General features: G+C 44.9%; 12 protein-coding genes. 9 read left to right on the plus strand and 3 right to left on the minus strand.

Going from position 1 to position 15,243, the window contains the following annotated elements:
* Positions 1-145: 145 nt before the first annotated feature.
* The 3 genes from R8N28_RS01695 to R8N28_RS01705 all read right to left on the minus strand — a co-directional run bounded on the left by R8N28_RS01695 (position 146) and on the right by R8N28_RS01705 (position 4,278).
* Positions 146-487: a hypothetical protein gene (locus R8N28_RS01695; RefSeq protein ID WP_033906993.1), complete on the minus strand. Its 342-nt coding sequence runs from the start codon at positions 485-487 to the stop codon at positions 146-148.
* Positions 488-497: 10 nt separating this feature from the next.
* Positions 498-2,411: a tetratricopeptide repeat-containing diguanylate cyclase gene (locus R8N28_RS01700; RefSeq protein WP_082240191.1), complete on the minus strand. Its 1,914-nt coding sequence runs from the start codon at positions 2,409-2,411 to the stop codon at positions 498-500.
* Positions 2,412-3,021: 610 nt separating this feature from the next.
* A complete protein-coding gene (locus R8N28_RS01705; protein ID WP_065275627.1) occupies positions 3,022-4,278 on the minus strand; it encodes an aromatic amino acid transport family protein in 1,257 nt (418 codons plus the stop codon).
* Between the two features lie 379 nt (positions 4,279-4,657).
* Between R8N28_RS01705 and R8N28_RS01710 the strand changes: the two genes are divergently transcribed.
* The 9 genes from R8N28_RS01710 to R8N28_RS01750 all read left to right on the plus strand — a co-directional run bounded on the left by R8N28_RS01710 (position 4,658) and on the right by R8N28_RS01750 (position 15,243).
* Positions 4,658-5,092 (plus strand): GNAT family N-acetyltransferase, encoded by a 435-nt coding sequence (locus R8N28_RS01710; protein ID WP_031781129.1) that lies wholly within the window; start codon positions 4,658-4,660, stop codon positions 5,090-5,092.
* Positions 5,093-5,384: 292 nt separating this feature from the next.
* Entirely contained in the window at positions 5,385-8,048 is a 2,664-nt protein-coding gene (locus R8N28_RS01715) for a nitrate reductase (protein WP_065275356.1), read from the plus strand.
* A gap of 20 nt (positions 8,049-8,068) precedes the next feature.
* Complete coding sequence (gene cobA, locus R8N28_RS01720) at positions 8,069-8,974, plus strand: uroporphyrinogen-III C-methyltransferase (RefSeq protein ID WP_065275355.1); 906 nt, start codon at positions 8,069-8,071, stop codon at positions 8,972-8,974.
* Positions 8,971-9,924 carry a glycosyl transferase family protein gene (locus R8N28_RS01725; RefSeq protein ID WP_065275354.1) on the plus strand — a complete coding sequence of 318 codons (954 nt, stop codon included), beginning with the start codon at positions 8,971-8,973 and terminating at the stop codon, positions 9,922-9,924. Before cobA ends, R8N28_RS01725 begins: the two co-directional genes overlap by 4 nt.
* A 229-nt stretch (positions 9,925-10,153) precedes the next feature.
* On the plus strand, positions 10,154-11,071 hold the full coding sequence (locus tag R8N28_RS01730) for a dienelactone hydrolase family protein (protein WP_009704599.1): 918 nt from the start codon (positions 10,154-10,156) through the stop codon (positions 11,069-11,071).
* Between the two features lie 73 nt (positions 11,072-11,144).
* Positions 11,145-11,726, plus strand: a complete 582-nt coding sequence (locus R8N28_RS01735; RefSeq protein WP_065275353.1) for an ANTAR domain-containing response regulator — start codon at positions 11,145-11,147, stop codon at positions 11,724-11,726.
* A 265-nt stretch (positions 11,727-11,991) separates the two neighbouring features.
* The gene (locus R8N28_RS01740) at positions 11,992-13,356 is read left to right on the plus strand and encodes a CmpA/NrtA family ABC transporter substrate-binding protein (protein WP_005375887.1); all 1,365 of its coding nucleotides are present in this window, start codon (positions 11,992-11,994) and stop codon (positions 13,354-13,356) included.
* Positions 13,357-13,429: 73 nt separating this feature from the next.
* Positions 13,430-14,395 carry an ABC transporter permease gene (locus R8N28_RS01745; protein WP_012842517.1) on the plus strand — a complete coding sequence of 322 codons (966 nt, stop codon included), beginning with the start codon at positions 13,430-13,432 and terminating at the stop codon, positions 14,393-14,395.
* Positions 14,396-14,406: 11 nt separating this feature from the next.
* Positions 14,407-15,243 (plus strand): ABC transporter ATP-binding protein, encoded by an 837-nt coding sequence (locus R8N28_RS01750; RefSeq protein WP_005450080.1) that lies wholly within the window; start codon positions 14,407-14,409, stop codon positions 15,241-15,243.

Consider the following 15,243-nt stretch of genomic DNA (forward strand, 5'->3'; position numbering starts at 1 on the left):
ACAACTTGTTTACATTAAAAGTTCGATGGACAACATAAGTCTTTGTTAATTTACTGAAACCATGAGGTTTTTATATGTCGCATCGAGCATGCGTGAAAAGTGAAAAGCAGAAAATACGAGTGTACCGTCTGCTTCAAGAGGGGAGTTATTTAGTTGAAGCGGGTTGAATAGTTGCCATTGGTTTCTTAGGTTCGGCTTTTTCTTTAGGCAGCACGTTATCAATCCACTTTTTAATGTACAACTTATCGAATTCTTTATCACACCACTTTTTGTTTAATCCACGTCGATTGAACTCAGCACCAATCGCCACTTTGGTTTGGTTAGTTGCACGGTTGTAGTAGAGAGTTTCACATAGTTGAGTGTTACTCATTTGCTGGGCATATACGTTGACACTGCTGCTGCGCATTCCCAGTTGAGATGCTTGCTGATTACTACACGCCATAAGAAATAGAGGCGCAAAAGTAATAATGATTAGATTTTTTTTCATGTGTGCTTTTTTATGATGTAGGATGAATGACGAACTGGTTTCTACCAGCTTGCTTCGCATCATACAAAGCTTGGTCTGCCAAGAAAAACCATTGATCCCATTCTTGTTTAATTATTTGTGCCGACAGTTTGTCCACTGCTCCAAGGGAAATTGTCGCGTTTAATGGTTTAGAGTCAACCACCAATGGCGTGTTTTCAACAGTATATCTCAATCGCTCCAAAAACTTAGCGCAATCTTCAACTCGCTGTACTTCGAATAATAGGACAAACTCTTCTCCACCCCAACGAATGAGTAGGTCACCAGAGCGGGTGGATTCATTAAATAGCGTGGCAATATGAGTCAGCATTTTATCGCCAATATCGTGTCCATATTGATCATTAAAGGTTTTAAAATGATCGACATCTAAAACGGCTAAGGCAAATGTTCTATCTGGGCTTCTACGAGCCATTTTGTCCAACCAAATGTGAAGATAGCGACGGTTATGCAGTTGAGTTAATGGATCGGTAGTATTTTCTTGAGTGAGTGCTTTATTAATACGTCTAACGCGCAGTACGTAACGAAAACCAACGACTCCAATTGCCGCAATAGCGATAAAGTAGAACATTTCTCGATAGCGCTGTGAACGCAGTTCAGAGGCTTGTAGCGCATTTTTTGTTTCTAGCAATTTGAGTTCTTTCTGGGCTAACTTAGCTTCGAGGTCAAACTTAATGTTAATCATCTCTTCACCATGAATATGATGAGAAAACTCAGCCTCTAGCTCTCTTAATTGGGTTAAATAATGAAAAGCCGCTTCATAGTCATTAAGAATTTGATGAGCGTTTACCAGTACCGAAAGCATATCAATACGCTGACGCAGCTCTAATTCACTGGTTGATTTGGTTTGTTCTAGAACGTTAAGCGCTGTTGTAATAGCTTTATCGTATTGTTTGTTTGCGAGGTAAGCCTCTGCAAATGCCTCGTAACAAGACGTTTTTAGCATTTCTAGATTTTTTGGAATGGGCAGGTCTACGCAACGTTGTGCGACCATTAATGCATCATCAATTTTTCCTACCGAGCTCAACATTTGTGAAAAGCTGGATAAAGAGTGGTGCTTGACTGTGTCCGACCCCGTTTGCATTGAAAGTCGAATGGCTTCATTGAAATAATATTCCGCTTTTTTGTTATCTCCGAGGCTCGAGTGAACGATGCTAAGGTTTGCGTAGATAACCCCCATAAAAAAGCTATTATCGTATTGATATTCGCTCTCTAGGTAAGTGTCGAGAGCTTGCGTTAGGTAACTGTTGGCCCGAGCCCAATCTGATGCGTCGATGTAGACCGTCCCAATGTTGTTCAGTGTCATCGCGACTTGTATTTCAAACACTGTTTTTTCTAATAACTCATAGGCATTGCGATAATATTTTAGGCCACTGCGTAGTTGATTTCGAGATACTTCTAGATTGCCTAACCAGCGGTAAGCACGGCCTTCTAATGCTAGATAACCAAGATCACGGGCTGTAGAAACAACGTCATGGAGTAACAATTCTGCGTTCCAGTTATCGTCTTGCTCAATCATTGTTACAGCCTTATTGAGCTGTGCTTCAGCGACGACCCATTCCAAATGGTGCTTTTTACCGAATTCGATTAAATCGGGCATATCTTTCGGTAATGGAACGCCTTCGTAACGCTTAAGGTACTTTCGTGCAAAGTAATACAGAGCAAGAGACTCCGCTGATGCATTCTGTGGCGCATTTAACTCATCTTTTTGAATTGATCGCGGCTTACCCATCGAGCGAAAGTAGAGTTTTAACATGGGCTTGCTTTCTGCTGAAATGTGTTCTTCCAGATAAGCTTGCTTTTCGGTACTCGCCAGTACGTTGGTCGGATGCAAGAAAAGTCCAAGTGCAGTACAAAGTGCGCAAGCCAGTTTTTTAATTGAGAAGTGCATGAGCGTATTAATAAAATGTGATCTCTTAACCGAATACCAGTTAAGTCTACCATTTCTTGTTGGTTAAGTGCGGATGGATTCCCAGTGGTAAAGTGTTTTGGGAGTGAGAGACGAGAAGGCTCTCTATAATATTATGATTTATAAAACAAAATCTATTGAAAACTTATGCAATGATTAGACGATGGTATAGACAAGGTAACGATGACAGGTAGGCGAGCATATTGGGTGGACTCAATCTAATGATTTAAGCCGCGGATTCATCGCTCAAAATCAGGGCGAAGTGTAAAAAATTACGTTTCTGTCATAAATATTTAATGTTTGTATGGGTTGTTAAAAAACTGGATATTAGACATAGTGTTATTAAGCCAATAAAAAATGGCTTTTATAATAAATAGGAGATTAACTATGCATAATGAAATGATTCAACCTTCGCACTTCGGCATTATCGGCCGTACCTGCATCGCTTCAGTACTTATGATTGCGGGTGTTTTCGCTCTTATTTAAGAGTCAAGGGTAACGATGATTACCTTTTAAAGAGTAAGAAAATTCAGGGAATCACCTTAACCTTGTGTAAGGTATTCCCCTGAAAATCCAAGCTAGTCTTTAGTTATTAGCTGAAGAAGCTAAAAATCAATGCACTTACCGCCACAATGCCTGCTGCTAGAACAAAGTAAGTAGAGATATTTCCTCGATATTGTTTCATCGCCTCGATTTTATACACCGCTAACATTGGCATAATAAATAAGATCATTGCAATAACAGGCCCTGACAATGCTTCCATCATACCAAGAATACTTGGGTTCATGATCGCCGCCGCCCAGATTGAGAAGAACAGTGCTGCCACGCTGATACGATCAACACGCTTCTCAGATAGGTTAAAATGCTTGGTAATTAAACCATTTAAGCTTTCACGCGCACCTAAAAAATGTCCAAGGAAAGATGAAGTGATAGCAACAAACGCTACTAAAGGACCAAGTGTTGCAATAAATGGATTATCGGTTGCGTTCGCTAAGTAAGACAATACGGATACGTTTTGTTCTTTTGCTTGAGCCAATTGTTCAGGTGACAGTGTTAGCACACAGGAAAATACAAAAATAAGAACAAAGGCAATCAGCATGATGCTAGTGCGGCGAAGAATAACTTCGGATTTGGCATCTGCCTGCTTACCGTAATGGCGACGTTGTACATTTGCAAAGCTTGAAATTGCAGCTGCGTGACTAAACGAAAAAATCACTACAGGAACTGCTAACCACATAGTGCTAGCAAAAGCTGACGCTTCTGGCACATCCATGACAGGCATGGTCCAGTTCGGTATTAAGTAAAATGATAGAAAGGCAAGAATGGCAACAAGTGGGAACACCATAATGGCAAAGGCCCGTAGCATTACTTTTTCACCCGCCATCATAATAGCAATTAGTGCAAACACTAGTACGCCAGAAAGCAAAGGTCTAGGTAAAGAAGCCATATCAGCCTGATTTACCATGAAGCTATCTACTGTGTTTGTTATTCCAACCCCATATATCAACAGGATCGGGAAGATCGAAAGAAAATACAGCAGTGAAATAGAACGGCCTGCTTTTGCGCCGAAGTGCTCTTCCACTACATCAGTGAAGTCTGCGTTTTTGATCTTAGAAGATAGTACAAAACGAGCTAAGCCACGGTGCGCAAGATAGGTCATTGGAAAAGCAAGTACTGCCATCGCGACTAAAGGCCAAAAACCACCAATCCCAAGGTTAATTGGCAGAAACAGGATGCCTGCGCCAACGGCCGTTCCAAATAGGCTAAGAACCCAATGTGTATCATGTTTTGACCAAGCTGTGGTTGTGTTTATTTCACTAGGATTTAAGGCATTTCGAGATTCTTTCACTTTAAAACTCGCTTTTATAAAAATAATAATGCTGAAAATGGTAAAGGTTTTAGTGTTTATTATCACATGCGAAGCTTGGTGAATAATGCTGTGGATTTGGTGTGGTTGTAAATTATCCAACTATGAATTTTTCAATAAACCAGAATAAAGTTCTTAATTTTAATGCACTTAATGGTTGTATGTATTGAAATTTTCATCTTGTGTGGTTTTTGATTTTGCGGTCAAAACTTAATCACGGATGTATGTTCTAAGTGAGTTAGGCCTAATTTTCAGGAAGAATATTACATTTCTTAAGCACTTAATTGAGATGTTTGTGTCCCGTCATTTAGATGAGATTTAGGTATACTGCTGCCATTCATGTTAAAGAAGGAGTCATTGAATGGACATCTTGTCTGCGCAAAAAGAGGACTTATTTGCCATATATAAGCTCGAAAATACTTTATTTGGAGAACACGCCTATCCTCAATTTTTCTTTCGGCAAGCTTTTGATTGTTGGGGAGAGAGCTTACTGGTAGCAAAAGAGGGAGAGCAGGTCGCAGGGTATATATTGCTAACGACTAGCACAAATGCACATCAATATTGGATCATGTCATTGGCCGTCGATATTCAACATAGAGGTAAAGGTATTGCGCGTTCCCTCCTAGAAAACGTTATTGCGCCGTTGAAGTTAGGCTCAAGCGTGAAATTGACTGTCGATCCTAAGAACCAACCTGCATTGTCTTTATACCTCTCCCTTGGCTTTAAAACGTTAGAAGAAGAAGCGCATTATTTTGGTGACGAAGAATCCAGGTTAGTCATGGAATTAGTAAAGTAATACTGCACGATAATGACCGAAATTTGCACACAATCAGTGCGTAGCATTACGTTGCTATAATTGGTTTTAAGCTAACTCGTTGTATAGTAAAGGTTTTTGATCTTGGCACCTCACTTGCTTTACATAAACGTTCATCGATAACTCGATGCGCCGCTCTCAATAGCAGGCGAGAGCGGTATAGGGTATTACTTTTTGAAAATGTACTAACAGCGTTAAAGGCATTGCTGCCTCTCTCGATTCGGGAGAGGCTTTTTTTTGCTAGTAAGTTGGGCTGAATCGCACTGGAGGTGTTATGTCGCAAGGATGCAAAAAAACCACTTGTCCCTATTGTGGTGTTGGATGTGGTGTCGAGGTCAATGCGAAAGGAATCGTTGGGGATGCGTGTCATCCTGCAAATGCGGGATCACTGTGCGTAAAGGGCGTCGCGCTGGCAGAGAGCTTGAATATGCCTTCGCGCTTGCTGTATCCAAAGCTTGTCACCAAGCAACGACCTCAAGGGCAAGAAGTGCAATGGCAACAAGCCACGGATCTGATTGCAGAAAAGATTCATCAAGCGAAAGCGGAGTTTGGATCGGATTCCGTCGCTATGTATGTGTCAGGCCAGTTGTTGACGGAAGACTATTACGTCGCCAACAAACTCATGAAAGGCTATGTTGGCAGCGCAAACATCGATACGAACTCGCGTTTGTGTATGTCTTCGGCGGTTGCGGCTCATGTACGAGCATTTGGTGAAGATGTCGTTCCCGTCAATTACGACGATATTGATAAGACTGAGCTATTGATCATTTGCGGTGCTAATACCGCTTGGACGCACCCTGTTTTATTCCGACATATTCAACAAGCGAGAGAAAACAATCCTAACCTCAAGCTGGTGGTCATTGACCCGCGTGAAACGGTCACCGCACAGCAAGCGGATTTGCATCTACCGATTAAAAACGATGGTGATGTGTCACTCTTCAATGGGCTGCTCAAGTTTCTTATTGAACAACAATTGATTGATTCTGAATACATAAATTCTTATACCGACGGATTTAATGCACTTAGAGAAGAAGTTTCTGATTTGCGTTACGATGTCACTAATTTGACGTCTTCCATTGGCATTTCAGAAGAAAAACTCACGACATTCTTCCAATGGTTTGCGCAAAGCCCAACCGCAATTACGTTGTTTTGCCAAGGGGTAAACCAAGCCGAAAATGGCGTCGACAAAGGCAATGCAATCATTAATGCACACTTGGCGACGGGTAAAATTGCCAAGTCAGGTTGTGGGCCGTTTTCTATTACAGGTCAGCCCAATGCGATGGGTGGGCGAGAAGTCGGTGGATTGGCAAACCAGTTAGCGGTTCATCGTGCTTTTGACGCAAAGTCTATAAAGCAAGTGCAGGCGTTTTGGGATTCACCAGAAATTGCCACTCAGCCCGGTTTAAAAGCCGTTGAGCTGTTTGAGGCGGTAGAACGTGGTGAGATTAAAGTTCTGTGGATCATGGCAACCAACCCCGTTGTCTCTTTACCAGATAACCAATTGGTAAAACGTGCGCTAGAGATTTGTCCGCTTGTGATTGTTTCCGATATCACAGCGGATTCGGATGTGGCGAATTACGCGGATCTGTTGCTACCCGCCGCTGGCTGGGGGGAGAAGCAAGGCATGGTGACCAATTCTGAGCGTCGACTTTCAAGGCAGCGCCAGTTTCAAACGCCTCCGGGTGAAGCAAAATCAGATTGGTGGACGATAAGCCAAGTCGGGCAAGCTCTGTGTGCATTGGAAAAGACACAAAATGGCTTTGCGTTTACTTCTGAGCGGGCGGTATTCAGGGAATATGCCACGATGACAGGCATGAATGCAGATTCGCCATTGAAGCTAGATCTTTCTCAATACGCCAACTTAACCGAGCAAGAATACGAAGAGTGGGTGCCGACACAATGGGGAGGAGAGCGCCCTTTTGCTGATGGCGTCTATTCACACCCAGATGGAAAAGCGCGTTTTGTCGTGACCAGTGAATCTCCAACGCGCTTAGAAAGAACAAAAGGCTGGTGGCTCAATACGGGCAGGCAACGTGACCAATGGCATACCATGACGCGCACAGGGCATATCGCCCACCTTGCCGCCTCAGAGTTAGAACCAACCGTGTACATGAACACGCTCTCTGCCACTCAAAATCGCTTAAAAGCAGGACAGCTCACCAAGCTGTTTCAGCCTGCTTCAAACACCGGTATTTATGCCAAAGTTGCCATTGATGAAGGTTTGGGTTTTCAGGAGCTGTTTATGTCAATGCACTGGGCGGGTCGATATGGCGGTGAAAGCAGTGTTAATGCGATAGTAAACAGCGCAAAAGACCCTATTTCAGGGCAGCCTGCATTTAAGTCGTCTTATGTTGAAGTGCAAGACGCCGCGGTCAAAACCTACGGTATGTTCATCGGTACACAGTTTGATTCCGTTAAATTTCTCTACAGCGCATTTCAAGCAGAAAGCAATTTGGGCATTTGGCGCTTTGCACATGATAAGCGACCAAAGAAGCAGAGTTTTTGTCGAACGGAAAAGAGCCGCAGAATTACGATAGATATTGCCCAAGGTTGGCTAGCGGTGGACTATGACCTTGTTGGAGACGTGCGTATCATTCGCTCTGTTTTGGTGGTGTCTAGTGAACCGATTCAAACCGACTACACCAACTTTACCGGCTTGATTGGCAAGCCGATGGAGCTATCGCAACTGCTTACCATCACTCAATCGCAAAGCAGTGCCAAACTGGTTTGTAGCTGTTTCCGCGTTACCGATAAACAAATACATGACGCGATGGAGAAACAAGACTGCACGTCAGTGACCCAACTTCAAAACAAACTCAAATGCGGTACTAACTGTGGCTCGTGCGTCTCTCAAATCAAACAAATGGTCGACAGCCATCAGCATCAAAAGGGCAAACAGCAAGCGAACCAGCAAAGTTTGGCTATTCAAATAATGTAAGTCATAAAGAGGATAAGCACATGGAAGCGCCTTATCAAAAGTCTTGGTTTAAGAAAGGACAAGCGAGTCAGAAACAAGAACGCTCGTCTCGCTTTTCTAAGCATGACCAAGCAAGCAAACTGAACCAACTTTTAGAAGACCATTCAGTAGACCTCGACGCGAACCACAAAGGTTTTGTCTCGATCGTCGGAGCAGGACCGCACGATCCTGAATTGTTAACGGTAAAGGCTGTGAAAGCGATTATGTCGGCAGAGGTTCTGCTGTACGACCGTTTGGTGAACAAAGATATTTTGGAGTTGGCTTCGCCACAAGCCGATTGGATTTACGTGGGCAAACGATGCGGACAACCTAGCATTGGTCAGGAAGAAATTTGTGATTTGATGGTATCGCTCGCTCAACAAGGAAAGCGAGTTGTGCGCTTAAAAGGGGGAGATCCATTCGTATTTGGCCGTGGAGGCGAAGAGGCGTTAGCACTCGTCAAACACTCAATCGCGTACGAAGTCATTCCCGGCATTACCGCTGCGATTGGATGTTCAGCAAACAGCTTGATTCCGCTGACTCATCGTGGCGTTGCTCGTAGCGTTACCTTTGTGACGGGGCAAGTGGTAACAGGCGCATTTGAAGCGTGGAGCCAACTGATGCAAAGCGGACAAACGTTAGTCTTCTATATGGGGTTAGAAAAGTCATCGCAAATACAAACGGGTTTAATAGGCTCTGGTTTGAGAGAAGATTTTCCAGTCGCGATCATCACTCATGGTTGCAGCCCTCAACAACAAGTGCATGTTACACAACTCAATCAGCTCAATGATTTATCGATTACACTTAAAGGCGTGAGCCCAGCATTGATTGTGATGGGAGAAGTTGTCAAACTGCGCGAACAACTAATAGAAACCGTACAGTCAGTGACGGAATACGAGGGAATATGAGCAGCATTTTGGAATGTATTAGAACAGTCGGTCGTGGCGAACGTGGTAGAAAACCACTGAACTTTGACCAAGCGTTTCGAGTTATGGATGAATACCTAAACGGAGAGTGCGATGATGATCAAATGGCAATGCTGCTGATGCTGATCCGCGTACAAAACGAGACTCAACAAGAAATCGCTGGCTTTGTGAAAGCATTCCAATCCCGCATGCCTGCTATTGGTGCAGACATCGACTGGCCATGTTACGCAGGCAAACGTGAAGCGGCGGGTCAGCCTTGGCACCTGTTAGCAGCGAAGATCCTTGCCGATAATGGTCATAAAGTGCTGATGCATGGCTATCACGACCGTCAATCTGGACGTTTACACGCAGAAGATTACCTCGACAAGTTTGCTATCGAGAAAGCGGAATCAGCAGAAGAAGCAAAGCGTGTCTTAGAAACACAAAACATCGTGTATCTACCGCTCAGCGCATTTGCTCCACAAGCAGAAACCATGATCGGTTGGAAGAATCGTTATGGGCTTAGAACGCCGATTAATACCGTGGTTCGAGCATTGAATCCGGGGCAAGCAACGGTTGGTATTCGTGGTAGCTTCCATCCTGGTTTCCAACAACTTCATGCTGAAGTCGAATACGAGATCGGTCAAACCGCTCACGCTGTTGTGTCATTCAAAGGACAATCGGGTGAGTCAGAATACAACCCGAAAGTAAGCCAAACAGTATGGTTAAGCCAAACAAGCGGCGTGACATCGCATTACTGGACGGAACAAATGCTGTCTGAGGTGCCAATGCCTGCAAACTGCCCGTTTGGAACGTCAGAAGACGACATGAACCAAATGGCAAATACGGTTCTTGCCACCATGACAGTGGTGCTATTTGCACAAATGCATGACAGGGAAAAAGCATTCGAACGAGCTTTCTCTTACTGGCAAGCCTATTGCGGCCAGCAATAAGATACTATTGTCAATTAATGTAAAACCAACGACGCAAAGTTGTTGAATCTGAATCCATTATCTATTGTTTGAAGAAGGTAAAAGATCCTAGCTCGCCAATGATGTGTTTCACCACGTTGCTCCGTATCAGAGTGGTGAAACCGCAGTTTTAGCCTCAATCGCGTTCGTTTCTCGCTTCGCGTTTGAGAATGAGAAAATCCCATATGGTAAGACACAGAGGACATGGATAATGGTTCTAAAGCATACCACTCCTAGTGAAAAGGCTTCTCATCCGATCCCGCAAGAAGCCTTCGATTGGTACGACGAATACGCCCACGGAAAAATCTCGCGCCGTGAGTTTCTAAATAGGCTGGGTGGCCTTGCTGTGCTTGGCTTTAGCATGACAGCACTGGTCGACGCGCTAACCCCGAATTACGCACTGGCAGAACAAGTTTCATTTAACGATCCTGACATCAAAGCAACTTACGAAACCTTTCCATCTCCAAATGGGCATGGAGAAGGGCGTGGTTATTTGGTGATGCCACAGAAGAAGACCTTAAAATCGCCGACCGTGTTGGTGATTCATGAAAATCGAGGTCTGAACCCTTATATCAAAGATGTCGCAAGACGACTTGCAAAAGATGGCTTTATTGCTTTCGCTCCAGACGCACTTTATCCACTCGGCGGCTATCCGGGGAACGACGATGAAGGTCGCGCCATGCAGAAAGAGATGGACAGAGCCAAGATCGAACAAGACTTTATTGCAGCCGCTAACTTCCTCAAACAATACGAGGGTGGCAACGGTAAATTGGGCGCGGTTGGATTCTGCTTCGGTGGATACATTGTCAACATGCTTGCAGCGGTAATGCCAGAAGAGCTCGATGCAGGTGTGCCTTTCTATGGAACGCCAGCGGCGCAAGAGATCCAAAAGCAAGTCAAAGGGCCGTTGATGATTCACTTTGCAGGGCTCGATAAGCGTGTTAACGACACATGGCCTGCTTATGAGCAGCAATTGATCGCAACCGACGCACAGTATCAAGCGTTAATGTATGAGAACGTCAACCACGGCTTCCATAACGACTCAACAGCACGCTACGCACCGGAAGAAGCAGCACTCGCTTGGGAGCGCACACTCGGCTTCTTCAAAGAACATCTTGCCTCTAGTTAAAACGCTTCAGCTTTAGTTGGCACATTCCTTGTTATGTCTCTCTTAGTGAGTGAGATATAAACAAGGAATGTGCATGACTCAATCAACGTCAAAAACACCCATCATAGTGTGCTGTGATAGCCTACAAGAGCAGGCTCGATTGTCCGGCTTATTGAGCAAAGATTACGACAACATCATCGGTTGCCAATTGGCACAACTAGAAACGTTAATGCAACGAGAACCGTCGGCAAGCGTTGTGGTTGGATGGCAGCAACCAACCGCGGAACTGCGTTTGATCGTCGATTTCTGCCGCAGAAAATCGGCACCACTTCTTATCGTCTTAAAGCAGTTATCATCTAATGATATCAATCGGTTATCAGAAAAAATGGACTATGTGCTCATGCCGCACGATAGTGAGTTTGCGCTTCAGCCTTGGATTGAACATGCGACACTAGTGAGAGCGAAATTCGAAAGTATGCAATCGAAAATTGAATCGCTGACCTTTAAGATCGAAGAGCGCAAGCTGGTGGAAAAAGCCAAGGGGCTGCTGATGAAGATGCACAGCGTTGATGAAGAACAGGCTTATAAAGCGCTACGAAATTCAGCCATGCAATCGAGCCAAACGCTCGCACAAGTTGCCAAGAATTTGATAACTACTTTGGAAGTGTTGGATTAGTCGCTCTACCTCTTTGGGGTTAGGGTGCGTTTTCTAACGTGGTGCGTGTTGCACTATCAGCAAGCAATAACAGGGAATTAGAAACGGTAGAATAAACTAATTCATTGTATTTACTGTGAAAAATAAGTTGGCACAGTAATTGGATTAGTAGAATTGGGTTTATTGTTGAATCGCTTATCTCAATTATCAACGGCGGTAATTGTAGACTTAGCAACGGCGCTACTGCTCTTCGGAGTAGTGGCGCTTTTTTTATGGGAGCAAACCAATGAAATGGAGTTCGATGCTGAAAGTGTCAGCAATTTCGTTATCGGTATTCACCACGGTCAGCGTAAAGGCAGAGTTGGGTGAGCCAGAAATTGAAGACCTGAAGTTTGGTTTTATTAAGTTAACCGATATGGCACCGCTGGCGGTTGCTTATGAGAAAGGTTTTTTTGAAGACGAAGGCTTGTACGTCACTTTAGAAGCGCAAGCAAACTGGAAGGTGCTTTTAGACCGAGTCATCGATGGTGAGCTTGCTGGTGCGCACATGCTTGCTGGTCAGCCATTGGGCGCAACGATTGGTGTCGGCACAAAAGCAGAAGTGATTACCGCGTTCAGTATGGATTTGAACGGCAACGCAATCACGGTTTCCAATGATACTTGGGAGCAGATGAAGCAATACATTCCAAAACAACCAGATGGCAAACCTGTTCACCCAATCAAAGCGGATGCACTGAAGCCTGTGGTCGACAGCTATCTGGATAAAGGTAAACCGTTCAACATGGGCATGGTGTTCCCTGTATCGACGCACAACTATGAGCTGCGTTACTGGTTAGCGGCAGGCGGGATTCATCCAGGTTTTTATGCACCAGACTCAGGTGATAACAGTGGCCAATTGGATGCTGACGTTCTTTTGAGTGTTACACCGCCACCACAAATGCCAGCAACAATGGAAGCGGGCACGATCAAAGGGTACTGCGTAGGCGAACCATGGAACCAACAAGCCGTATTCAAAGGTATTGGTACGCCAGTCGTGACCGATTACGAGATCTGGAAGAACAACCCAGAGAAAGTGTTTGGTGTTTCCAAAGCTTGGGCTGAGAAGTATCCAAACACGCACATTCGCGTAGTGAAAGCCTTGATTCGAGCGGCACATTGGTTGGATGAAAACGACAATGCCAACCGCCAAGAAGCAGTGAAGATGCTATCAAAAAGCGAATACGTTGGAGCCGATGCCGAAGTTATTGCTAACTCGATGACGGGCACATTTGAATACGAGAAAGGCGACAAACGAGACGTGCCAGACTTCAACGTGTTCTTCCGTCATAACGCCACTTATCCGTATTACAGCGATGCGATTTGGTACCTGACTCAAATGCGTCGCTGGGGACAGATCTCAAGCGAGAAATCCGATGATTGGTACATGGATGTCGCAAAAGAGGTTTACCGTCCGGACATTTACCAACAAGCGGCTCAAGCGCTAATTGAAGATGGTGTGTTGAGCAAAAAAGACTTCCCAGATTTCAGTGCTGAAGATGGTTTTCGTGCGCCACAAACACACTTTATCGACAACATCGTTTATGACGGTCGCGAGCCAAATAAATATCTAGAGAAGTTCTCTATCGGGCTTAAAGGAAAAGACAAGGTTTAACCATAACGATAAACGCCACAGGCGAGGGGGATTCGTTTGTGGCAACAAGGATGTAAATTTCTTAGGAGTGAGTATGTCTAGTAATGTCATTTCCCTGTTTCCTGCTAAGCAGGTAGTGAACCGAAGTCGGTTGGTGCTTTTACCCGTCATTGGTTTGCTGATCTTTTTGGCAATGTGGCACTTAGCAGCGAGAGAAGTGCAAACCTCATTAGGTACGCTACCAGGGCCAGTGCAAACTTTTCAGCAGTTCAGCAACCTTGTCGATGACCATTGGCAAGAGCGAGAAAAGGAACAAGCGTTTATCGAGCGTCAGGAAAAGCGCAATGCTGCGAAGTTAGCGAAGAATCCAGACGCGGAAGTGAAGATTCGTCCTTACACAGGTAAACCGACGTTCTTCGACCAAATCGTCACGAGCTTAGTGACTGTAACTGCCGGCTTTCTGTTGGCGACTGTCATTGCGATTCCACTTGGCATCGTGCTTGGTCTGAATCAAGGATTGTATCAAGCGTTCAACCCAATCATTCAACTGCTCAAGCCTGTCTCACCTTTAGCTTGGTTGCCTATCGTAACCATGGTGGTGAGTGCCACTTATGTGAGTGATGACCCGATGTTTGCAAAGTCGTTCATTAACTCTCTGATCACAGTGGCGCTGTGTAGCTTATGGCCGACGCTGATTAACACTGCAGTGGGTGTAACGAGCGTTGATAAAGACTTAATCAACGTGAGCAAAGTGCTTCAACTTTCGTGGTGGCAGCACATTCGCACCATCGTTTTACCTTCTGCCATTCCGATGATCTTCACCGGTTTACGTCTTTCTTTAGGTATCGCTTGGATGGTGTTGATTGCGGCAGAAATGCTCGCGCAAAACCCAGGGTTAGGCAAGTTTGTTTGGGATGAGTTCCAGAACGGCAGCTCAGCATCATTGGGGCGCATCATGGTGGCGGTCATCACCATCGGCTTTATAGGTTTGATGCTCGATAGAGGCATGTTGCAACTTCAAAAGTGGCTGTCTTGGAATAAACAACAAGCGTTGAGATAAGGGAAAAGATCATGGAAAAAGCATTATTAGATCTAACGCGTTTAGGGATGCGATTCCCAACGCCAGATGGCGAGTTCATCGCGCTTAAGAACGTCGATTTACAAATCAATAAAGGCGAGTTTGTGTCTCTAATTGGGCACTCTGGCTGTGGTAAATCAACGGTATTGAACTTAGTCGCAGGGCTACACATGCCAACAGACGGCGGCGTGATCGTCGATGGACGAGAAGTAGCTGGACCGGGACCAGACCGCGCAGTGGTGTTCCAAAACCATTCATTATTGCCTTGGTTAACCGTGTATCAAAACGTTGAGCTTGCAGTAAAACAAATCGCCGGCAAAAAGGGCAAAGCGTGGATTCAGGAACAAGTGAACCACTATTTAGAGTTGATTCAAATGCAGCATGCTGCGCACAAAAAGCCGGATGAAATCTCGGGCGGTATGAAGCAGCGAGTCGGCATCGCCAGAGCACTGGCACTTCAACCAAAGGTTCTACTGATGGATGAACCATTTGGCGCGTTGGATGCGTTAACTCGTGCGCATTTACAGGATGCACTGATGAAGATTCAAGCCGAGTTAAACAATACCGTCATCATGATTACACATGACGTGGATGAAGCGGTGCTGCTATCCGACAAAATCGTGATGATGACTAACGGTCCGGCAGCGACCATTGGTGAAGTGTTGGAAGTGAATCTACCGCGTCCTCGCGAGCGTGTCGCACTGGCAGATGATGCGCAGTATCAGAAGTGTCGACAAGCGGTGCTGAAGTTCCTTTACGAGAAGCAATCCAAAGTCGAGATTCCTGCTTCGAAAGAAGACAAACCCAAAACCGCAGCGCAAACGGCATAA

The organism is Vibrio sp. Vb1554 (assembly GCF_033344235.1).